This window comes from Bradyrhizobium sp. HKCCYLRH3059 (assembly GCF_051168035.1).
Taxonomy (GTDB): domain Bacteria; phylum Pseudomonadota; class Alphaproteobacteria; order Rhizobiales; family Xanthobacteraceae; genus Bradyrhizobium.
Genome location: NZ_JBNPUF010000002.1, coordinates 255,780 through 279,581, shown reverse-complemented (window position 1 = coordinate 279,581; position 23,802 = coordinate 255,780). Strand labels below are relative to the sequence as shown.

Here is a 23,802-nt window from a genome sequence, read left to right as displayed (position 1 = left end):
GCAAGGCACTGCGGATGGCGCGCTGCCGGTACCACCGCCCGTCCGTTTCTTCACCATCAATGCCGTGCTTGCCAAGCATGACGGCCTGCGTCGCTCCGCCTCCGCTGCTGTGGAAGTCGCATCGACCGACCCGGCCGGGCCTGCGGGATCAGTCAGCGACGCTCCGCAGGGACCCGCGGTCGCGACTCCCAGCGACGAGCCGTTCGGCCTGATGACGTTCCGCGCACCCGAGGGTGTGCTGTGGGTGAAGTGGCGCGGCATTCAGGGGGCGATGGCGAGCGAGCGGATCTCGGTCGAACGTTGCAACCGCGATGACGCGCGCTGCTCGGCCTCGGAGCGCCTCTTCGTCGCGCTGACCCGGTCGGCGTCTGCGGCGAGCGACGGCCGCACGCGCGCGGAAATGATCAATCGTGGCGTCAACCACGCGGTGCGCTACGTCAGCGACGATCAGCAACACGGCCTGCCGGACGTCTGGAGTTCGCCACTGCAGACCTTGCGCAGTGGACTCGGTGACTGCGAAGACTACTCGATTGCCAAATACGCGCTGCTGCTAGCGGCGGGGACGCCCGAATCGGATCTCAAGCTGCTGCTGGTCCGAGACCTCGCCGTGCGGCAGGATCACGCCGTCGTCGCCGTGCGGCTCGACGGCAAATGGTCCGTGCTCGACAACCGGCGGGCCGCTCTGATGGAAGGCCGCGATCTGCAGTCCTTCATGCCGTTGTTTGCCATCGATCACCGCGGCGTCAGCCTGTTCGCTGCGCCCTATGCCGAGCGGCTGCACCACGAAAGCGAGAGCGACGTCACGCCGGCGGCGGAGGCCGACATCGGCGGCGGGAATCCGGGGCGGCCGCTGCTGCTCTGAATGTCGCAGGTGAACGGCTTGTAGCCGAGGTCATTTGCGGTCTTAATGCGCGCAGGGAAGCTGGCGAGCAGGGGGCTGCGGTGAATATCAAGCAAGTCATGGTTTGCGGGGCATTGGCCTTGTCGGCGATCGGTGGATTCATCGGCGGTGCACAGGCTCACGCGGTGATGCTGCCGGGCGCTGCGTTTTCGATCGCCTGCGAGAATGGCGGCAGCTACGTGCTGCGCTCTCGTCCCGTGCTCGCGCCGGGCGAGATCGTTACCGCGCAACTCTACCTCCATCCTCACCGTGCGATTCCGGTCCGTCTCGTCCCGATGGGCGACGGCTATCGCTATGCGGGCCGCGGCGTGTGGCTCGATGGCATCGGTGACCAGGCATTGTTGTATTTCCGCAAATACGAACCGGTGGCCTGCGTGGTCAGTCGCATCTGAGGCAATCTGCCGCGACTTCGACGCTCCTCAAGAATAGTTCCTGCCTTTCGCAAATAATTCGCGAGAGGCCGGTTCCATTTCGGCCGTTTCATGGCGGCAAGCTTTTATTCCCAACAGCGTGCGTGTTGTTCCCCAAGTATTGTGTGATCGAATAACTGCCAATTAGCAGTAATTCTCCCGGCCCTGCCTCCATTTATTCTTGTCGTTCCGCCCCTGCCGCGCGGGGGACGGAAGCATAGGCACAGCCTTGTTTCCCTTCATAAATGCCGCTGCACTTGACTGCATTTACCCAAAGTCCCTAAAGTCCGATTAACAAGAACCGGTAATATTGACCCGTATTCTCGTTTAATAATAGTTTAACGATTAGAAATGGGGCGCCACCAAAACGCCCCATATTTGGAGGTTTTGGCGCATGAATGCTCCTGTCCTGCTGGCCCAGTTGACCGGCACGTCCACGCAGCCATCCAGCGCCTCGGCCAAGCACCTCAAGATCGGGAAACCGCCGGGCAACCAAGCCGTTACGATTCATCTCGACGGCCAGAGCCAGATCGATTTCAGCGATATCGCCAGCGAGCGGCTGACCTTCGTCAAGATCGGCGACCGCCTGATCATCCTGTTCGACAATCAGTCGACGGTCTCGATCGACCCGGTTTTCGACGCCAACGGCGCCCCGCTGAAGGACGTCAGCTTCGAAGTCGGCCCCGACCGAATCATCAATGGCGATCAGTTCGCCGAGTTGTTTCCGATCACCACCGACCAGTCGGTGCTGCCCGCCGCGGGTACGCCCGGTGCGCCCGGCGTGCCTGCCGGCGCGAATTTCGGGACGTTCAAGGTCGACCCGCTGACCGTCGGCACGCCGCTCGGGCTGCTGGGACCCGAGGACTCCACCACCAAATTCGGCGACAACCCGGTCACGCCGAATCCGACGCCAATCGCCGGCGTTGCCGACAGCGTGGTGCTCAACGAGGACGGCCTGTCCGAAGGCCGGCCCGGCGGCAGCGGCGACATTGGCGGCGCGGTGACGAGCTTCACCGGTTCGCTGAACGTCGACTTCGGCACCGACGTGATCGGCCGCGCCTTTGCGTTCGCGGCGTCACAGCCTGGTCTTGCCGGGCTGACGTCCGGCGGCCAGGAGGTGCATTTTGCGATCACCACCGTCAACGGCCAGCCGGAGCTGATCGGTTATATCGGCAGCGATCCCTCGATCGTCGCCAACCAGGTCTTCACCGTCACGCTCGACGCCAACTCGACGATCGCGGGGACCTACACGGTCACGCTGCTGCAGCCGCTCGATCATCCGGTCTTCGGCACCGAAGACACGCTGAATCTCACCATCAACGTCATCGCCATCGACGGCAGCGGCGACACCGCGCCGGTGACGATCGTGATCGGCGTCAACGACGATTCGCCGGTCGCCGGCACCGTCGAGGCGATCAATGTCGCCGAGCACACCGGCGGCGGAAGCGAAGGCGGCGGCGAGAGCGAGCTCTTCGGCAAGGTCGTGGGCGGCGACGGCTTCGAGCCGACCACCGCGAGCGTGGACCTCAACATCGGCTGGGGCGCCGACAACGGCAACAGCAAGGTCGATGGCGGCTCCAACGGCACCGTGGTCGACGGCGACCGCTCGCTGGTGTTCGATGCGTCCGAGATCGCGACCTTGCAGGCGCTGGGCCTGACCTCGAACGGCGAGGCCATCTCCTACACGCTGTCGGCCAACGGCACCGAGATCATCGCGACCGCAGGCGAGGGTGAGGGCGCACGCACCATCTTCACCGTGTCGCTGTCCGACACCGGCTCCGGCAGCGCCACCTTCACGCTGTCCGACAATATCGACCACAACGGCGCCAACGACGCCTCGCTGCCGCTGACCTTCAAGGTGGTTGCGACCGACGCCGACGGCGACCCCGTCAACAGCGCCTTCACCGTCAACGTCGCGGATGACGGCCCGAGCTTCGGCGAGAAGCCGAGCTATTCGGTGGTCGACGAAGACGGGCTCGGCAATGCCGGCAACAGCTACGCCGACGGCCATGATGCCTATGGCGAAGACCTGACGGTCACGGATACGCTCGGAATCCGCTGGGGCTCCGACGACGCCAACAACAATGTCGACGGCGGCATCAACGGAACGCCGGTCAATGGCGACCGCGCCGTCACCTTCGCCGCGAACGTGGCGGCCTCGCTCGAGGCAAAGGATCTGACCTCAGACGGCTTTGCCCTGCGCTACGAGGTGTCGGGGAACGGCACCGTGCTGACCGCCTATCGCTATGATGCCGCGCACGAGACCTATGTCGACGCCAACGGCAAGCCGCTGGAAGGCGAGGGCCTGTCGGGCGCCGTGGTGTTCACGGTGTCGCTGTCAGACCAGGGCCATGGCTCCTATACCTTCGCGCTGTCGGGCAACCTGGATCACCCGGTGCACGGCACCGAGGATGACATCACCCTCAACATCGGCTTCGTCGCGACCGATTCCGATGGCGATGCCATCACTGATACCTTCACGGTGAAGGTCAATGACGACGCACCGAGCTTCGGCGAGAAGCCGAGCTATTCGGTGGTCGACGAGGACGGCCTCGGCAACGCCGGCAACAGCTACAAGGACGACGGCGACGCCTATGGCGAAGACCTGAAGGTCACCGATACGCTCGGCATTCGCTGGGGCGCCGACAGCGCCAACAGCCATGTCGATGGCGGCATCGATGGCGCGCCGGTCAACGGCGACCGCGCCGTGACCTTCGCGGCCGACGTGGTGGCGACGCTCGACGCCCAGAATCTCACCTCGAACGGCTTCGGTCTCACCTACGTCGTGTCCGAGAACGGCACGCTGCTGACCGCCTATCGCTATGACGCCGAGCACGAGACCTATGTCGGCGCAGACGGCAAGCCGACGGATTCGGCCCACGCGACGGTGTTCACCGTGGCGCTGTCCGATCAGGATCACGGCTCCTATACGTTCGAGCTGAAAGGCAATCTCGATCACCCGGTGCACGGCACCGAGGACGACATCACGCTCAACATCGGCTTCGTCGCCACCGATTCCGACGGTGACGCAGTCACCGACAGCTTCACCCTGAAGGTCAACGACGACGCGCCGGTGTTCGGCGATGCGCCGAGCGCTGGCGTGGTCGACGAGGACGGACTCGGCAATGCCGGCGACAGCTATGCGCAAGGCAGCGACGTCGCCGGCGCCGATCTCACGGTGACCAAGACGCTCGCGATCCTGTGGGGTGCCGATAGCGCCAACAGCCATGTCGACGGCGGCATCGATGGCGCCCCGGTCAAGGGTGATCGCGCCGTCACTTTCGCCGCCGACACCGTTCCCTCGCTCGAGGAACTGGGGCTGACGTCGAACGGGATTGCGCTGAGCTATCAGGTCTCCGAGAACGGCACGCTGCTGACCGCCTATCGCTACGACGCCGCCCACGAGACCTATGTCGACGCGAACGGCAAGCCGACGGAGGACCTCGCCAGCGCCACGGTGTTCACCGTCTCGCTGTCGGATCAGGACCAGGGCTCCTACACGTTCAATCTCACCGGCAATCTCGATCATTCGGTCCACGGCAGCGAGGATAATCAAGGGCTGTATTTCGGCTTCGTCGCCACCGATTCCGACGGCGACGCAATCCACGGCAGCTTCAATGTCGAGGTCAACGACGACGCTCCGGTGTTTGGAGAGCGCGTCAGCTACTCCGTGGTCGACGAGGATGGTCTCGGCAATCCCGGCAACTCCTATTCGGACGGCAAGGACGCAGCCGGCGCCAATCTGACGGTGACCGATTTCCTCGGCATCCGTTGGGGCGCCGACAGTGCCAACAGCCATGTCGACGGCGGCATCAACGGTACGCCGGTCAATGGCGACCGCGCCGTCACCTTTGCCTCCGACGTGATCTCGACGCTCACCGGCCAGCATCTGACGTCGAACGGCGTCGCGCTGACCTACACCGTGTCCCCCGACGGCACGCTGCTGACCGCTTACCGCTACGATGAAGCGCATCACACCTACGTCGACGGCGAGGGCCATGCCACCGGTGATCCGGCCAAGGCTGCGGTGTTCACGGTGTCGCTGTCCGACCAGGGGCAGGGGTCCTACAGCTTCACGCTGATCGACAATATCGATCATCCGGCCCACAACACCGAGGACGACGTCACGCTCACCCTCGGCTTCGTCGCCACGGATTCGGATGGCGATGCGGTCTCCGACACCTTCACGGTCAAGATCAACGACGACGCGCCGGTGCTGAACCGGGAGATTGCGACCGGCGTGGTCGATGAGGACGGGCTCCCGACCGGGCTCGCGGGCGGGTCTGGCGACGTCCCCGGCCAGAACACCGTCGCAACGGGCGATCTCGGCATCTCCTGGGGCAGCGACAGCGCCAACAATCTCGGCAATGTCGGGATCACCGGTGCGTCCCCGGTGAACGGCGACCGCGCCGTCACCTTCGCGTCCGACGCCACCACCACGCTCGCCGCGCAGCACCTGACCTCGAACGGCGTCGCGTTGACCTACGACGTCAGCGAAGGCGGCACGTTGATCACGGCCTACCGCTTCGATGGACAGCATTACATCGACGGCAACGGCAACTGGACCGGCAACAAGGCCAATGCCGCCGTGTTCACAGTGAAGCTGTCCGACCTCGATTCCGGATCCTACAGCTTCACGCTGCTCGACAATCTCGACCACCCGGTGCCCAACACCGAGGACAGCATCGCGCTGACATTGAAATACGTCGCCACGGATTCCGACGGCGACCAGGTCAGCGGCACGTTCAAGGTCAGCGTCAACGACGACAGCCCGGAGGCGCATACCGGGACGGCCAAGAGCATCAGCGAAGCTGATCTCAACGCTGGCGGTGGCGATTGCGGCCCCGATTTCGGCGGTCACGATGGCGGCAGCCGCGATCCCCAGGTGACCGGCGCGCTCAACATCAAATGGGGTGCCGACAACAACGACAGCGGCGCCGCCGATCGCTCGGTTCGCTTCGCCAATACGTCCAACGCCGCCGACGACGTCCATGTGACCAACGGCAGCGACGTCGGCCTCAGTGGCCTGACGTCGGACGGTCAGCAGGTGAAATACGCCTTCGATCATGGCGCGCTGGTCGGCTACACCGGCAACAGCCTCAATTCCGGTCAGCGCGTGTTCGAGGTTTCGCTCGATGACGACGGCACCGGCACCTACACCTTCAAGCTGCTCGGCAATCTCGATCATCCGGCCGGGCAGGAGAGCAACGTCGTCAAGCTGACCTTCGATTACACCGCGACCGATTCCGACGGCGATTCGAGCAGCAGCACGTTCACCGTCACCGTGGTCGACGACGTCCCGACGATCGGACACGCCGAGAGCGAGACCGTCAGCGAAGCCAACCTGCCGACCGATCTCTATGACGTCCTGTTCCCGGATTCGCCGTACTCGACGGTGCAGACCGGCCGTCTCGCGATTTCCTGGGGCGCCGACGACAATGATTCCGGCGCGACCAACAACCGCTCGGTGGCGTTCTTCAACACGACCGCACCGGACGGGCTGACGTCGAACGGCTATGCGGTCAGCTATGTGGTCTCGTCCGACGGCACCACGCTGAGCGCGGTCACCACCGATCACCGCACCGTTTTCACCGTCACGCTGAGCGATGACGGCGACGGCAGCTACAAGTTCACGCTGCTCGACAACCTCGATCATGGCAAGTCGGGCACCGACAGCCTGGCGCTGAGCTTCGGCTTCAAGGCCACCGATTCCGACGGCGACAGCGCCGCGAGCAGCTTCACGGTGGCGGTGACGGACGACGTGCCGACCGTCGGCTGCGCCGAGGACGAGACCGTCAGCGAGGCCAGCCTGCCGACCGACGGCTACGACACCAGCCATCCGGATGCATCGAACTCGACGGTCCAGACCGGCCGCCTCGACATCTCCTGGGGCGCCGACGACAACAATACGGGTGTCGGGCACAACCGCGCGGTGGCCTTCACGACCGCCGCCGGCGCCACGGGCCTGACCTCCGACGGCTCGGCGATCAGCTACACGATCTCCGGCGACGGCACCTTGCTGACGGCGGTCACCGCGGATCACCGCACCGTCTTCACCATCCAGTTGTCCGACAGCGGCGATGGAAGCTACAAGTTCACGCTGTACGACAACATCGACCACCCGGCGTCCGGCCAGAACGATGACAGCCTGCCGCTGACGTTCGGCTTCAAGGCCACCGATTCCGACGGCGACAGCGTCACCAGCAGCTTCAAGGTCACGGTGCTCGACACCGCGCCGGTGGCGGCGGCCGGCGATGCCAGGACCGTCGACGAGGACGATCTGCCGGGCGGCACCGATGTCTCCAAGGAGCCGACCGCGATCAGCGGCGACCTCAACATCAGCTGGGGCTCCGACGACAGCAACAAGACCTCGGGCGGCGGGCTCGGCGACCGCTCGGTCAGCTTCCGCTACACGAGCGCAGGCGCGAATGTCGACGCCGAGGACAGCGCAGGCCGCAATCTGGCGCTGACGTCGGACGGCCAGACGGTGAAGTACAGCTTCGAGAATGGCGTGCTGGTCGGCTACACCGGCAGCGATCTCGCCCACGGCACCCGCGTGTTCGAAGTGTCGCTGAGCGACCAGAACGACGGCTCCTACAGCTTCAAGCTGCTCGGCACCCTCGATCATCCCGCCGGCAGCGGCGAGAACATCGTCAAGCTGTCCTTCAGCTTCACGGCGACCGATGGCGACGGCGACACGTCCAGCAACAGCTTCACCGTCTCGGTCAAGGACGACGTGCCGGTGCTCGGTTCGCCGACCGCAGCGACGGTGACCGAGAACACCACCGGATCCGCCGGGGCGGAGGTGTTCCAGACCCAGACCGCGGCCAGTGTCGCGCTCAACATCAATTGGGGCGCGGACGACAACAATTCGGGCGCGGCCAATCGCAGCGTCGCGTTCGATAGCGCGATCCATACCGGCGACGTGGTCAAGACCACCGGCGCAGGCAGCCCGACGCTGACGTCGAACGGCACGGCGGTGCAGTTCATCCGCGTGTCGGACACCGAGATCTGGGGCGTCGCCAACGACAATGGCGGCCAGCTCACGACGAACGACCGCAAGGTGTTCCACATCACGCTGTCCGACGACGGCTCCGGCAGCTACACCTTCGAGCTCCTGGACAATGTCGATCACGTCGGCTCGGGCCAGACCAATGCACTGTCGCTGAAGCTCGGCTTCACCGCGACCGATGCCGATGGCGATACCGCCTCCGGCGGCAACTTCACTGTCACCATCAATGACGACAACGGCCGGCCCGCGATCGGCACGGCTGATGCCGGGACCGTCGACGAGGATGGGCTTTCCGGCGGCAACACCGGAGCGGCCACCGGCGACGTCGCCGGTGCCAATGTCACGGCCAACGGCTCGTTGGCGATCTCCTGGGGCGCCGACGACAACAACAGCGGCAGCGTGAACCGCGCGGTCGCGTTCAGCGGCATCACCAACGGCCAGAACGCCACTTCGGACGCGGGCTCGCTGACGGTCGAGGGCGTCCAGGTCAAGCTCTGGGTCGTCGGCAATACGGTCTATGGCTACACCGGCAGCAATCCGACCAACGGCAACCCGCCGTCGGTGGCCAGCCAGGTGTTCAAGGTCTCGCTCGATGATTCCGGTGCAGGCAGCTACAGCTTCACGCTGCTGAAGCACGTCGATCATCCGGCCGGCCAGAACGAGAACGACGTCAAGCTGACCTTCGGCTTCACCGCCACCGATGCGGATGGCGACAGCGCCAGCTCGTCATTCGCCGTGACGATCGACGACGACACCCCCGTCGCGACCGCGACGGTGTTGAGAGCGGCGGTCTACGAGAGCGAGCTGCCGAACGGAACGGTAGTGACCGCGACCGGCAACCATGGCGGCGACCTCAACGGCAACGATTCCTACTTCACCGGTAATCTGAGCTCGCTGGTGTCGTTCGGCGCCGACAGGCCCGGCACCTATACGGTCGAGAAGACCAACCTCGCGCCCGAGCTGCTGTCGCTGACGTCGGGCGGCGTGGTGCTGACCTACAGCATCGGGGTCGACAACACGCTGATCGCCAAGGCTGGCAGCGTCACGATCTTCGAGTTCCAGGTCGATGCCAACACCGGCCAGTATTCGTTCCGTCTGAAGGGCGCGCTGGACCATGTCGGCACCGGCCATGACAACACGCTGACGCTCGACCTGTCGACGGCGGTGACCGCCACCGATTCCGACGGCGATTCCGTTGCGCTGCACGATCAGATCATCATCACCGTCAACGATGACAGCCCGCAGTCGCAGGACGTCGACACCGTCGCGATCTCGGAGGCAGCCGGCAGCGTCTCGACCGGCGCGGTCGATCTGCGCATCACCTATGGAGCCGATGGCGACAGCTCCGGTCCGTCGGTGACGTTCCTCGGCGCGTCGCCAGTGCGCGCCTACGATGCGGCCAACCACCAGCTCTCCGGGCTGACCTCGCTCGGCTTCGGTCTGACCTACGTCATGTCGGCCGATCACACCACGCTGACCGCCTATCGCATGAGCGGTGGCAGCTACATCGGCCAGAATGGTCTGGTGACGGGCAACGCGGCTGATGCTGCCGTGTTCACGGTGACGCTGTCGGAGGCTGGCACCGGCTCCTACAATTTCACCTTGCTGCAGCCGCTCGATCACCCCGCGCCGATCGGGACCTCGAGCGCCGCCGACCAGTATCTCGACATCAATTTCGCCTTCGCGGTCGAGGATCGCGACCACGACGTCTTCACCAACAATTTCACTGTCCGGGTCGATGCTGCCGGCACGGTGACGACGACTCGCTATGACGCGCCGAACTCGCCTGTGTTCGTCAATCTCGGCGACAGCTCGGCGACGGTCCTCGGCGAGACGGTCGGGGCTCACAGCGTGACCGACCGCGCCGCGGTGACCGACAAGGTGGTCGGCACCGACAAGCTCGGCGGCGTGACCGAGGCCCACGGCTCAAATGGCGACGACATTCTGGTCGGCGGCAACGGCGTGGGCGGCGATGTCCTGTATGGCGGCGCCGGCAACGACATCATCATCGGCGGAGGAGGTGGCGACCGGCTGTTCGGCGGCGCCGGCAACGACACCTTCCTCTACACGGTGGGCGACGGCAGCGACGTCATCGACGGCGGCTCGGAGTCTGGCACGACCTTTCCGAACTACGACGTGCTCGCGATCACGGGCGATGGAAATGCGCGCAATTTCACCATCGGCAAGACCTCGACCGGCACCGAGATCAATCCGACGCTGAACGATCCCTCCGCCAGCAACGCCACCGACATTCTGGTGCGCTATGACGGTCCGAACGGAGCGACCATCCGCGCCGACGAGATCGAGCGCATCACGATCACCGGCGGCACTGCCAGCGACACGGTGACGATCACCGATATCAGCGGCACCGCGATCGCGCCGTCGACCATCGTGTTCAACGGTGGCTCCGGCAACGACACGCTGGATCTCTTCCGGTTTGCCGGCAACACCAGCGTTGTGTCCGACGGCGGGTCTGACACCGACACCGTGAAGTTCGGCTTCAAGTTCGCCGAGGCGACCTACACCAAGGTGTTCGCCACCGACGGCGTGACGCTGATCGGCGTGCAGGTCACCCACAACGGCCTGACCGATACGTTCACGAACTATGAGAGCTTTGCCTTCACCGACGGCACGCGCACGCTGACCGGCGTCTTCAACACGCCGCCGGTGGCTCATGACGACGCGGTGCAAGCGAGCGAGGACAGCCCGCTCACGGTCAACGCGCTGCTCAGCCTGCTCAACAACGACACCGACGTCGACAACAACACCTTGACCGTCAGCGGCGTGTCGAACGCGACGCACGGCACCGTTTCGCTCTCCAACGGCAATCCGGTGTTCACGCCGGACAAGAACTTCTCGGGCGTTGCCGGCTTCGATTACACGGTCAGCGACGGCGATGGCGGGACCGCGACCGCGCATGTCACGGTCGACGTCGCACCGAAGGCGGACGCGCTGACGCTGGGCTTCATGGATCTCGGCCCGGCCTCGGGTGCCGAGGACACCACGATCAACCTGAAGCTCATCAGTGCCGCCGTCACCGACACCGACGGCTCCGAAAGCCTGCGGCTGCTTATTACAGGTTATCCGGCCGGCGCGACCTTCTCGGTCGGCCATGCCGGAACCGGCGCTGACGCCGGCAAGTGGGTGATCGACAGCGCCGCCGCGATCGCCGCGTTCGACAGCCATCCGCTGCAGATCACGCCGCCCGCGAATTACAACGGCACGTTCTCGCTGTCGGTGGTCGCGGAGGTTACCGACCAGGCTACGTTGTCGGACGGCAACGTCCACACCGACGTCGTCAACACCGCACTGCAGACGATCGATGTCACGGTGACCCCGGTCAACGACGCGCCGCAGATCCATGCGCCGACGCAGGTGACGACGAACGAGGATACGCCATTCGCCTTCACCGGCGCGAACGCGTTCTCCTTCTCCGATGCGGACGGCGATGTCGTCGAGTCCGTGAGGTTCGACATCTCCGGCGGCACGTTCGCGATACCGTCTCTCGGCGTCTACAACGCCAGCCAGACGCTCTCGATGAGCGGGTTCAAGATCAGCGACCTGAACACCTATCTGGCGTCGGCGGTGTTCACGCCATCAGCCGACAACGACGCGACGGGATCGGTCACGATCACCATCAACGACAACGGCAATGTCGGCGGCGGCAATCTGAGCGCGACGCAGACGATCACGATCAACATCAACCCGATCGAGGATGCTCCCACGGCCGTAGATGACACGGCCAGCGTGAACGAGGACACGACGCTGACCGTGTCCAATCCGGTGCAGGGCGTTCTGCACAACGACCGCGACCCGGATACGGGCGACACGCTGAGCGTGGTGGCGGGTGACTTCACGACGGCCAAGGGCGGCACGATCCATTTCAATGCCGACGGCACCTATGTCTACAAGCCCAAGGCCGACTTCTATGGCGCGGATACCGTGGATTACACGGTGCGTGATGCGGCCGGACAGACGGACACCGGCACGCTGACGATCAACGTGGCGCCCGTCAACGATGCGCCGGAGATCCATGCCCCGACGCATGTGACGGCCAACGAAGGCGCCTCGTTCGCTTTCACCGGAGCGAACGCGATCACCTTCTCCGACGCGGACGGCGATGTCGTCGAGTCCGTGAGGTTCGACATCTCCGGCGGCACGTTGTCCATTCCGTCGCTCGGCGTCTTCAACGCTGAACAGACGCTCTCGATGAGCGGGTTCAAGATCAGCGATCTGAACACCTATCTGGCCTCTGCCGTCTTCACCCCGAACAGCGACCATCCGGGGTCGGTCACGATCACCATCAACGACAACGGCAATGTCGGCGGCGGCAATCTGAGTGCCACCCAGACCGTCAGCGTCGAGGTCATCCCCGCCAACCACCCGCCGGTGGCGAACTCCGACACCCATGCGGTGCTGGAGGATGGCAGCCTCAACATCTCGGCGGCGAACGGCGTCATCCGCGGCTCGACCGGCGGCTCGGTGGCCGACAGCGACGTCGACAACCCCGTCAGCTCGCTCGTCGTGTCCGGCGTCGTGGCTGGCACCGGCAGCGTGACGCAGGGGGCGGGCGTCGGCACCTCGATCGAGGGCGCCTACGGCCATCTGACGCTGAATTCGGACGGCTCCTACACCTATGTCGCCGACAAGGCCGATGCGCTGGCGGCGGGCGTGCCCGCGGTGGACACCTTCACCTATACCGACAAGGATCCGTCGGGCGCGGTGTCGAACACCGCGACGCTCAAGATCACGGTCACCGGCGTCAACGACGCGGCCGTGATCAGCGGTGACGCCACCGGCACCGTCGCCGAGGAGGGCGGCATCGCCAACAGCCAGAGCAGCCCGCTCTACGGCATCGCCCGCGGCGACCTCAATGCGACCGACGTCGACGGGCACAACGATGTGTGGCAGGCGACGTCCTCGAACACGGCCAACGGCTACGGCTGGTACGACATCGGCAGCGATGGCAGGTGGACCTACGGCATCTATAACAACGACCCGAGAATCCAGGCGCTGAAGGAAGGCGAGACCACGCTGACCGACAGCTTCACCGTCTACACCGAGGACGGCACCGCCAAGACGGTGACGATCCAGATCATCGGCAACAATGACGCGCCGACCCTGCAGAACGCGCTGGCGGACCGCAGCTCGGCCGAAGATCAGCCGTTCAGCTTCACCATCCCGTCGAACACGTTTGCCGATGTCGATGGCCGCTTCGATGGCACCGCGAACCCGCTGACGCTGTCGGCGAACCTCAGCGACGGCAGCAACCTGCCGGCGTGGTTGCACTTCGACGCCACGACCGGCACCTTCAGCGGCACCCCGCCGGCCAATTTCGCAGGCACGGTCAACGTCACGGTCTACGCCAGCGACGGCGAATATGCCGTCTCGGACGCCTTCACGCTGACCATCACGCCGGTCAATGACGGCGCTGCGAGCGTGACGGTGTCGGGCACGGCGACGCAAGGTCAGACGCTGACCGCCAATCTCGGCAGCGATCCGGATGGTGCCGCGTCGAACGTCGTCTATCACTGGCTGCGCGACGGCGCCGTCATCAACGGCGCGACGGGCTCGACCTACACGCTGGGCTCCAACGACGTCGGCCACAAGATCTCGGCCAACGTCACCTACACCGACGGCCAGGGCTTTGCCGAGAACGTGACCAGCGGCCAGACCGGCTCGGTCACGGCGCCGAACCACGCGCCGACCTTCGGGGCGGGAACGACCACGGCAAGCGTCACGGAGGACGCCTCCTATGCGGCGCCGAGCGGCAACCTGATCCAGAACGGCTCGTTCGGCTACTACAACGGCAACTTCTACACGCTGGATGCGTGGACGGTCGGGGGCGCCCATGCCGTCACCGTCGTGGGCGGCCGCACGGACGGCGGCTCGGCCGATTTCTACGGCGCATCGAGCTCGATGAGCCAGACCATCAGCACCGTCGTCGGCGTGACCTATACCGTCGACTTCTACGTGATGACCTACGGCACGGCCGTGACATCAGCCGTTGATGGAACAACCCTTCTGACGACGAGCGCCTGGAACTTTGGCTGGACGGAGCAGACCTACCAGTTCACCGCGACCTCGACGTCGACCACCATCAAGTTCGCGAGCGGCGGCGGCGCCGTCATCGACGACATCTCGGTGCAGCCCAGCACGGTCGTGACACCGGGAGTGGAGCAGGCGTCCGGCGCGATCGCCTTCACCGACGTGGACGGCGATGCCCAGACCGTGACCTACACGACACCGGCCGGCAGCAACTACTACGGCTCGTTCAGCGCCACGGTCGACAATACCGGCCACAAGGTGAACTGGACGTTCGCCGTCAATGACGCCGACATCCAGTCGCTGCGCGCCAGCGACCATATCGATCAGACCTATACGGTGAAGATCGATGACGGTCACGGCGGGACGACGATGCAGACCGTCACCGTTACGGTGAACGGCGTCAACGATGCGGCGTCGATCGCGGGCATGGCAAGCGGTGCGGTCAAGGAGGACGGCACGCTGACGGCAGGCGGGACCCTGACGGTCACCGACGTCGATAGCGGAGAAGCCCAGTTCCAGACGCCGGCTTCGCTGGCGGGGACGTATGGCACCTTCATCTTCAATGCGGTGACAGGCGACTGGGGCTATACGCTGAACAATTCGGCTGCCAACGTGCAGGCGCTCAACAATGGCGACGTCAAGCATGACACGCTGACGGTGAAGTCGGTCGACGGCACGGCCAGCCAGGTCATCGACGTGACCATCAGCGGCACGAATGAGCCCGCGCCGCTGGCCGTGGTGGACACCACGAGCGCCGACGGACGCTATGCGCTGTCGAAGAACAGCGACTCGCCGAACGTGGTCAGCCTGGACGCGGCGACGCTGTTCTCGGGCGGAATGGGGACGGTCACCTACACCTACAGCCTCGTCTACAGCTCGACCGGCGACGACAGCTGGATCCACCGGACCGGCAATCAGTTCACCGGAGATCCGAGCAACAACGACGCGGGCCTGTATGTCTACAAGGTCACGGCCACCGACTCGGTATCGTCCGTATCGACCTATCTGGCCTTCAATGCGCTCGACAATGGTGCGCTCAACCTCACCATCAACTCGCTGTCGGACAAGTCGTGGGTGGTCGGTTCAGCCCCGTGGCTGTCCGGCTACAGCGCCAACGACGGCGACGCGATCACCGCCACGGTCGACAACCCGCTCGAGGCCAATGCCAACAACGGCTACGACGTGATGATCGGGTCGAGCGGCGGCAACAACTTCAACGGCGGTGCCGACGACGACGGCATCTACGGCCTCGGCGGCAACGACACGCTGCTCGGCGGCGCCGGCAACGACTACATCAACGGCGGCGCCGGCAACGACTCCATCCGGGGCGGCAGCGGCAACGACGTCACCATCGGCGGCTCCGGCAACGACACCTTCTATTGGGGCGTCAACGACGGCGTCGACACCGTCGACGGCGGCATCGGCACCGACACGTTCGTCATCGAGGGGACGTCGTCCCAGGATCTGATCTATGTCACGGTTGCCGGCGGCGTGATCACCGACGTCAACGGAACCAAGCTCAGCAATATCGAGGCCGTGACCGCCGATCTCGGCAGCAGCAGCAGCGATACCCTGACCTACATCACCAGCGAGGACGTGACGGTCAATCTCGGCGCCGGCACGGCCACCGGCTTCAGCTCGATCGCCAATATCGAGCGCGTGACCGGCGGCTCGGGCGACGACATCCTTATCGGCAGCAGTGCTGTCAACGCGATCAATGGCGGCGATGGCGACGACATCATCCGCGGCGGCGGCGGCAACGACACCATCGATGGCGGGGCAGGGATCGACCTGCTCGACTTCTCGGATGCGACGGCCGGCATCACCTTCACGCTGACGCAGAGCAGCAGCAACACTACCGGCCCGACCTTGTCCGGGATCGGCCAGGACACCTACAAGAACATGGAAGGCGTCATCGGCTCGGCCTATGACGACGTCATCAACGGTTCCTCGAGCAACGACGTCCTGATCGGCGGCGCCGGCTCGGATAAGCTGACCGGCAATGGCGGATCGGACACGTTCAAGTGGAACGCCGGTGATCTCGCCGGCGGCGGGCTCGACACCATCCTGGACTTCCAGACCGGCACATCCGGCGACGTCATCGACCTCTCGGGCCTCTTGGCCAGCGTGTCCGGCAACCATGCCGACGCGGTGCGCTTCGTCGACAGCGGCGGGCACACCAGCCTGGCCTCCGCCAACGGCAGCGGCGTGCTGAACAACGGCGACCTGACGCTGCAGATCAACGCCGGCTCCGGCTGGACCAACGTCGCGACGATCAAGGACACCGGCGGCAACCTCACGGCCGGCGACGACGTGATCAAGATGATCATCGACAACAGCCACGCCCAGACGCAGGTCCACGTCTGATCCGGTCGGCTTGGAACAGCAGAAGCAAAGGGCCGCCCATGAGGCGGCCCTTTTTCATGGCTGGAGGCGGCGGCGCGCCGATGCGCTTCGGCTCAGATCTTCTGCCCTGCCGGCCCGACGCCGACGTTGATCATGATCCGCTGCACTTCGGTGCGGCCCTGCGGGAACTTGACCTCGAGCGTCACCGTGTCGGTGCCGGCGAAGTCGGCCTTCGACTGATAGAAGGCGATGAAGCCCGGCACTTCCAGGGCGAGGCACTGCTTGTAGTTGGTGGCGCTGACCTTGCCGCGCTTGATCGTGACGGTGCCGTTGCCGGGCGGCGACACAAGGCGGATGGCGGGAAGGGGCCCGGATGAGCAGTCGGGCTGGACGTTGAGATAGATGCCGACCTGGATCGGCTTGCCGGCGACGCCCTTGGCGTTGCGCTCGACCGTGGTCTGAGCGGGACCGGGCGCGGGAGCAGGCGTCTGAGCTTGCGCCGAGGCTGCGGTGGCCGCCGCCAGCAGCGCCGCGACGGCTATTCCCGCGAACGCTCCCCGCCATTCTCCTCGCAACAGGTTCATCACCGTCCTCAGCCCCGCATTGTCCCTCAGCGTCGCCAGATTGCCGTATTCGAGCTGATCGTTCAACGGATTGCCGAACTTGCGGCCGACTTCAGCAAACTTCCTTCACGTCCGCCATAGCATCGCCCGCGCGGTGTCATCGGATGGGTCCGATGACGTCATGACTGTTTCCCGCTGTTGCCATCCGTGTCTGCGCAACTCGTCCGCCTCGAGGAATGCGCGGAGTGGACGACATTGGAACGCAGTCATCGGGCTGACATCGATGCCCTTCGGGCGATCGCTGTCGTCATCGTCATTCTCTTCCATCTGAGGATCACCGGCTTCGAGGCCGGCTATGCCGGCGTCGACATCTTCTTCGTCATCTCCGGCTATCTCATCACTGGGCAGATCCTGCGCGATGTCGCCGCGCGGCGCTTCTCGCTGTCGGACTTCTATCTGCGGCGGGCACGGCGCATCCTGCCGGCGCTGGTTGTGACCATTGCGGCCACGTTCGCGGTCGGCTGGCTGTTCCTGTCGCCGGAAGCCCTGCGCCAGCTCGCCAAGGAGGCGACACACGGCCTGCTCTCGATCGCAAACATCCAATATTGGCGCGAGGCCAGCGCCTATTTCGCGCCGAGCGCGGATCAGTTGCCGCTGCTGCACCTGTGGTCGCTGTCGGCGGAGGTTCAATTCTACGCGCTGGCGCCGCTGCTGCTGATGTGGCTCGGCACGCGCCGGCATGTGTTCGGTGCCATTGCCGCGATCGGGTTGTTGTCCCTTGCCGCGGCCACACTCTGGTCATCGCGCGATCCGGACGCCGTGTTCTTCCTGACGCCGTTCCGGGTGTTCGAATTCGCCCTCGGCGCGCTCGCCATTCCGCTCGAGGCCCGGCTGGCAGCGTCGCCGCGCGCACGCTCTCTCGCCGCCGCCTGCGGCGACGTTCTGTTGTTCGGCAGCCTTCTCCTCATCGGCTGCTATCAATTCCAGGCAGGCGTCGCCGCGCTGCTGCCCTGCATCGCCACAGCCGTCATCATCGCGGCCAATGCCCCGACGTCGCTGGTGATGGCTCGCCCGGTTCGCGCCGTCGGCGCTGCGTCCTATTCGCTCTATCTCGTGCACTGGCCCGTGATCTTCTTCGTCCGCTTCATCTTCGGCGATGCGGCGCAGACCGCGGCGGGACTGGCGGCGCAGCTCGCGCTGATGGCGGTGCTGACCACGCTGATGTTCGTCATCGTCGAGCGGCCGCTGCGGCGGCTGCCGTGGCCGAGGGGCGCGCAGGTGGCGAGCTTTGCGACCGTGCTCATCGTCGGTGCCGCGCTCACCCATGTGACGTTCCGCGCCAATGGCGTCGTGTCGCGGCTGCCCGACGATCAGCTCGCGCTGTTCCAGCTGCAGGGCTTCGGCCTCAACAAATGCGGTCGCACCGTCGGCCGTCTGTGCGCGTTCGGCGATCTCGAGGGCACGCGCGGCGTCGAGCTGCTCGGCGATTCCTATGTCCAGCAATATGTCGCCGCGCTCGATGCGACGCTGAAGGCGCGCGGGATGATCGGGCACGTGTCCACCATGAGCGGATGTCCCACCCTCGCGGGGCTCACCGCCGAGGGACCTCGCGCCCAGGTCTGCGCCGAGCTGCGCGACAGCGAGCTGCCGCGGATCCGGCAGTCGCAGGCCGATTTCGTCGTGATCGGGCAGGCGTGGCAGCATTATCTCGACCTCGGCGAAGGGCCGGCAGCGCGGGGCCGCAACGCCGCGGTCGCCGGTCATCTCGCCGAGACCATCCGTCTGCTCGACCGGCCCGGCCGGCATTTCCTCGTCGTCGGCGGCCAGGTCCGTCCGGTGAATTGCGCCTTCGATCAGTTGCGCATGCTGCCGGGGCCGCGCTGGCACGCGCCCGCCAAGCCGTGCGATGCCGTGCCGAAGAGCGAGGCGATCGCGACCAACCGCGTCATCGACGCCGTCCTGTCGGAGGCGATCAGGCCGCTCGCCAAGGTGACGCTGCTCAGGCCCTCGGAGGTCTATTGCGACCGGGATTGCCCGGTCGTGGAGGGGGGCGTGTGGTTGTTCCAGGATGCCGGTCATTTCACCGTGGCAGGGGCCCAGCGGATGGGCGAGCGCGCTGCGCCGGTGTTCGCGAGTTTCTTGTCGGACGATTAGGTGGCGCTATTCGCTGTCGGCTCCGGCGCTTGCGGCTGCGGCCAATGCCGGCGACGCCGCGACGATCCGTGCGCCTGCGAGCTCCGAGCCCTGCGCCGTGAGGTGACCATCGTCCCAGGCGAGCGGCGCGCCGTCGGAGGTCTGGAGCACGCAATCTCCCGCCGGACACAGCAGCGCGAGCGGCGACACGTATTCGGTCTGCGCCACGTTCGCCAGCAGCGTGCGCATGAAGTCGTCGACCTCGCCGAGCAGATCCAGCATGTGCCCGTCGGTCCCGACGCCAAAGCGCTTCGCCGCGATGAGCAAATGCGGCAGCGGACGATCGAATTGCGGGCTCGGCCCGACCACCACCACCTTGCTGCCGGTGTCCGCAATCGCGTTGATCGTGGCGAGCAGGCTGGCCTGTGCGGCCGGCGTCATCGCGGTGCGTGTCCAATTGCCCGACAGCACGACGATGTCGGGCGTGAGCTCGCGCACCAGCCGAGGCAGCCGGCGGTTGAAATCCATGCAGGCGGCGGACTGGCCCGCTTCGGCGTGAGGGACGCATTGCGCAAGGCTGGCGCGCAGCAGCGAGGCCTGGGGCAGGGCTCGCGTCAGGCCATGGGTGAGGTGAGCGGCGTGGCTGTCGCCCCACACCAGGATGCGCGGGCGCTGCCCTTTGGCAAGGCATGACGGCTGCAACGCCGCGAACGTCTGGCCCGGATCGAGGAAGCAGGTGCCGCTCTCGTAGGCGGACTTATGATCGTAGCTGATGAATTCCGCCAGCGCCCGCTCCTGCGGCGAGAAGCGGGCGGGAAAGCCGGCAAGTCCGATGATCGAGAGCGAGGCCAGCAGCACGACCGATGCGCTCGCGACCAGCGCGCGCGCGGCGATCGGCGACTGCGCACGCCTCGCCGGCTGCTCGATCAGATGGAAGCTCGTCAGCGCCAGCACGGTGCAGGCTCCGAGCAGCGCCAACTTGTCCGCGATCGAGCTCGGCGGACCCCAGACCGCCGTCGCCAGCGAGACGACGGGCCAGTGCCAGAGATAGAGCGAGTAGGACCACAGCCCGATTGTGATCATCGGTTTGACCGCGGTCAGCACGGCCTTGCTCGGGGGCGGATTGGCCCAGATCACGGCGGCGGCGCCGAGGCACGGCAGCAGCGCGGCCGTGCCGGGATAGGGCGTGTGCGGCGAGAACAGGTTGACGGCGGCGCCGAGCGCGATCCAGCCCAGTGCGGCCGCCGTGATCCTGAGCCATTGGCTTTGCGGCGCCGGCAGGGCTTCCACGGCCAGCAGCGCGCCGAGCGCGAGCTCCCAGACCCGGGCCGGCAACAGAAAGAACGCGGCGGCGGGCTGCAGCCCGGTCTGGATCACGCAGAGCAGGAACGAGGTCGCGCAGACCGTGGCGAAGCTCGCAAGCATCAGCGACCGCCGCAGCGCGAAGGCGGCGAGCGCCAGCGTCGGAAACAGCAGATAATACTGCTCCTCCACCCCGAGCGACCAGGTGTGCAGCAGCGGCTTGGTGATGGCGGCGGCGTCGAAATAGCCCTGCTGCGACCACAGCAGGATGTTGGAGCAGAAGACGAGGACGGCCAGCGCCTGCTGCGCCACGGACACCGCATCCCGCGGCAACAGGATCACGCTGGCGCCGAGCAGGGTCACGCACAGCATCGCGAAGGCGGCGGGCAGGATGCGCCGGGCACGGCGCCGGTAGAAAGCGGCGAACGAGAATGTTCCGCTCCGCACCTCCGCATGAATGATCCGCGTGATCAGGAAGCCCGAGATGACGAAGAACATGTCGACGCCGACATAGCCGCTGCGAAACGGCGAGATGTCGTAGTGGAACGCGATCACCGAGATCACTGCGAAGCCGCGCAGGCAGTCGATGTCGGGACGATAGTCGGTTGCGCTCAAGGGGGCTGTCCGGACGCTCGCATCTGGCGGCGGCCGTCAATCCCCGACGGTCACTGCACGCAGGCGACCCTGGTAGGCTCCGATTGCAACCGCATTGAGGGATTCCTGCGGCACCGTTGGTCGTGCAGACAGGACACAATGCCATCGAATTGACACCGCAGCGGGAATCCGCGGCTTGCCTTCACAGACTTGCCTCAATGGCGTGATGGCCTTGTCGGAGTTCATGCGTCGAGCGAGCGTGTCATGCGTACATTGGGGCGGAAGGCCGGCCGGGCCGGATTGTTATGCGGCGTTGTTCTATTTCAGGTTGCGGCTGGCGTTTCGCTTGCGCGAAGCGCCGAGCCGGGCGGCTCCTCACCATCCGCAGGCGAGGTGGCCAAGGATCAGGGCAAGGAGAGCGGGCCGTTCGGCGGATGCGAGCCGATCGGGTTGACGGCATCGGGCGAGCTGGTGTTCCCGCTGGAATGCAAGAAGCTGATCAAGAAGCCGGCCGGGGCGCCGGTCGCCGAGGACAAGACCCCAGCCGACGACAAGACCGCGTCGGTCAATCCCGCGCCGTCCGTTCCGAGCCAGGCGGCCAGCGCCGACATTTCGGCCGGTCCCGAGGTCAAGCCTGCCGCGGCTGCGGAGGCGGTTGCGACGACACCCGCCGCGTCGGCTGAGCCGAAGCAGGCCGCAGTTGCGGACACGCAGGATGCGGCTCAGAAGGTCGCCGTAGCAGAGCCAGTCGCCGGCAAGCCCTCCCTGACCAAGCCGTCCGTGAAATCGCCATCGGCGCTGGCGCCAGCGAACAAGCCGCCCTCTGCCAAGCCGTCCTCTGCCAAGACGGCCGCGGCCAATCCGCCTGGGACGACGCCATCGCCAGCCGGCGCCTCATCGGGCAAGCCGTCGTCCGGCAAGGCGGCCCAGGCGCAGGCCGTTGTGGTCGCCGCCAGGGATGCAGCGGTCAAGGATGCCGGGAGGACATCGCGCATGGTCGCCAGCCGGCCGATGATCGTGATCGCGAGGCCCGCCACCGCAACCACGGCCTCGGCCCGGCTGCAGGCGGAGGGCAGGCCGCGACTGCGCACCGCGGGACTGCCGGCCTGCGTCCAATTCCGCAGCTATAATCCGGCGACGCACAGCTATCGCGGCTTCGATGGCCACATCTATGCCTGCCGGTGAGGGCTGACGCTCGAGGGCCGGTTTAGTCTGGAGGGTGGCGAGTGACGTGACAGCCTGCCGCCCAAGGGCGGCAGCGAAGTCGGGCGGCGCGGCGCCGGAGCTGCTATAGAAGGTGAGTCCTCATCTCTGTTCCTCGCCGCGGTTGCTTCCGATTCGACATGGCAGAGCCTCAGTCCGACCTGTTCGAGATGCGCCGGCTGGAATCGCTCTCCAACACCATCTTCGGTGTTGCGATGACGCTTCTCGCCTACGACCTGCCGAAGCCCAATTTCGCGCATATGCCGGGTTGGATCGACCTGGTGCATACCTATTCCGGGCGGCTTGCCGGGCTGGTCCTCAGCTTCATCATCGCCGGCGTGTTCTGGATCAGCCACCACCGGCGGCTGGCCCGGCAGCCGTTCGCGGGCCGGCCCGTGGTCATCCTGAATCTGTTCTTCCTGTTGTCGATCGTGCTGCTGCCGGTCACCAATGGGCTCTACGGCGGCTACCGGCTGAGCAGCGCGGTGGCCGTCCTCTATGGCCTGCATCTGACGATCATTGCGTCGCTGAACGCCGCGCTGTGGTGGCTCGCGCTTCCAAGCGGCCGCCATGCCGAGATCGCCGGCGCGATCTTTCCCGTCATCGTGTTCGTGCCGGGCATCGTGATCGCAGCGCTTGCACCGGAGTATGTGCAGTATTTCTGGATGCTCGGCTTCGGCGGCTTCCTGGCGCGGCGGTTCGTCCGCAGCCCGGCGCCGTCGGCCGGCGAGCAGGCGGAGTTGCCATAAAAAAAGACGCGGCGGGCCGTGAGACCCGCCGCGCTTCCGTTCTTGAACTCGCTGGTCCAGGGCCGAGACCGCCCCGTTGCCGAGCCGCGATGGCGCAATCCGCTGACGAATCACGCCCTCAAACGTCGCTCATGAAGAGCCGCTCAGCGGGCGATCCCAGCGAGGTGACAGCGCTTGGTGAAAGACACTGGATCACCTCCTTTCGTTGTTGATGGTAACGCCAATATAGGACGGTCCGGGCGGCGAGGGTAGGGGGGCCGATTACGGAACCGGGCCGCTGCGGGCGTGCCGCGCCGCAGTCTCGATGTCGCGCGCTGCGATCGCTTCGGGCCGTTCCGTCAGGCCGGATCCGGCACCCATCCGCTTCGAAACCTCGCCCCGAAGAGGTTGAGACCCGCCGCGGACCATGTTAGGGAACGCCCAATGCGGGTGTAGCTCAATGGTAGAGCAGCAGCCTTCCAAGCTGAATACGAGGGTTCGATTCCCTTCACCCGCTCCAACGATTTCAGGCACTTGTCGCGCCGTCAGCTTTCCATTCGGA

8 protein-coding genes and 1 tRNA gene are annotated in these 23,802 nt (G+C 65.8%); 7 read left to right on the top strand and 2 right to left on the bottom strand.

Annotation, left to right across the window (positions count from 1 at the left end):
* The first annotated feature begins 211 nt into the window (after positions 1-211).
* The 3 genes from ACQR13_RS08190 to ACQR13_RS08180 all read left to right on the top strand — a co-directional run bounded on the left by ACQR13_RS08190 (position 212) and on the right by ACQR13_RS08180 (position 16,738).
* Positions 212-862: a transglutaminase-like cysteine peptidase gene (locus ACQR13_RS08190; RefSeq protein WP_316202813.1), complete on the top strand. Its 651-nt coding sequence runs from the start codon at positions 212-214 to the stop codon at positions 860-862.
* A 119-nt stretch (positions 863-981) separates the two neighbouring features.
* Positions 982-1,293: a hypothetical protein gene (locus tag ACQR13_RS08185; protein WP_315749503.1), complete on the top strand. Its 312-nt coding sequence runs from the start codon at positions 982-984 to the stop codon at positions 1,291-1,293.
* 412 nt (positions 1,294-1,705) lie between these two features.
* Complete coding sequence (locus ACQR13_RS08180) at positions 1,706-16,738, top strand: VCBS domain-containing protein (protein ID WP_434862728.1); 15,033 nt, start codon at positions 1,706-1,708, stop codon at positions 16,736-16,738.
* A 92-nt stretch (positions 16,739-16,830) separates the two neighbouring features.
* Here ACQR13_RS08180 and ACQR13_RS08175 read toward each other — a convergent pair whose 3' ends face one another.
* A complete protein-coding gene (locus tag ACQR13_RS08175; protein ID WP_315714971.1) occupies positions 16,831-17,301 on the bottom strand; it encodes a hypothetical protein in 471 nt (156 codons plus the stop codon).
* A gap of 234 nt (positions 17,302-17,535) precedes the next feature.
* On the opposite strand from ACQR13_RS08175, the gene ACQR13_RS08170 reads away from it, so the two are divergent.
* Positions 17,536-19,434 (top strand): acyltransferase family protein, encoded by a 1,899-nt coding sequence (locus ACQR13_RS08170; protein ID WP_316202811.1) that lies wholly within the window; start codon positions 17,536-17,538, stop codon positions 19,432-19,434.
* A gap of 6 nt (positions 19,435-19,440) precedes the next feature.
* Here ACQR13_RS08170 and ACQR13_RS08165 read toward each other — a convergent pair whose 3' ends face one another.
* Positions 19,441-21,330, bottom strand: coding sequence for an acyltransferase family protein (locus tag ACQR13_RS08165; protein ID WP_315749508.1), 1,890 nt, complete (start codon positions 21,328-21,330; stop codon positions 19,441-19,443).
* Positions 21,331-21,702: 372 nt separating this feature from the next.
* Here ACQR13_RS08165 and ACQR13_RS08160 point away from each other — a divergent pair, with 372 nt between their 5' ends.
* The 3 genes from ACQR13_RS08160 (at position 21,703) to ACQR13_RS08150 (ending at position 23,760) form a co-directional block, all read left to right on the top strand.
* Positions 21,703-22,494 carry a hypothetical protein gene (locus tag ACQR13_RS08160; RefSeq protein WP_315749510.1) on the top strand — a complete coding sequence of 264 codons (792 nt, stop codon included), beginning with the start codon at positions 21,703-21,705 and terminating at the stop codon, positions 22,492-22,494.
* A gap of 158 nt (positions 22,495-22,652) precedes the next feature.
* The gene (locus tag ACQR13_RS08155; protein ID WP_315714627.1) at positions 22,653-23,261 is read left to right on the top strand and encodes a TMEM175 family protein; all 609 of its coding nucleotides are present in this window, start codon (positions 22,653-22,655) and stop codon (positions 23,259-23,261) included.
* A gap of 425 nt (positions 23,262-23,686) precedes the next feature.
* A tRNA-Gly gene (locus ACQR13_RS08150) sits at positions 23,687-23,760 on the top strand.
* Positions 23,761-23,802 lie beyond the last annotated feature (42 nt).

What these genes read in the sequence shown, in the direction of transcription:
- ACQR13_RS08190 (WP_316202813.1), top strand. Translation starts at nt 212, where the DNA reads ATGACGTTCCGCGCACCCGAGGGTGTGCTGTGGGTGAAGTGGCGCGGC.
- ACQR13_RS08180 (WP_434862728.1), top strand. Translation starts at nt 1,706, where the DNA reads ATGAATGCTCCTGTCCTGCTGGCCCAGTTGACCGGCACGTCCACGCAG.
- ACQR13_RS08175 (WP_315714971.1), bottom strand. Translation starts at nt 17,301, where the DNA reads ATGAACCTGTTGCGAGGAGAATGGCGGGGAGCGTTCGCGGGAATAGCC.
- ACQR13_RS08155 (WP_315714627.1), top strand. Translation starts at nt 22,653, where the DNA reads ATGGCAGAGCCTCAGTCCGACCTGTTCGAGATGCGCCGGCTGGAATCG.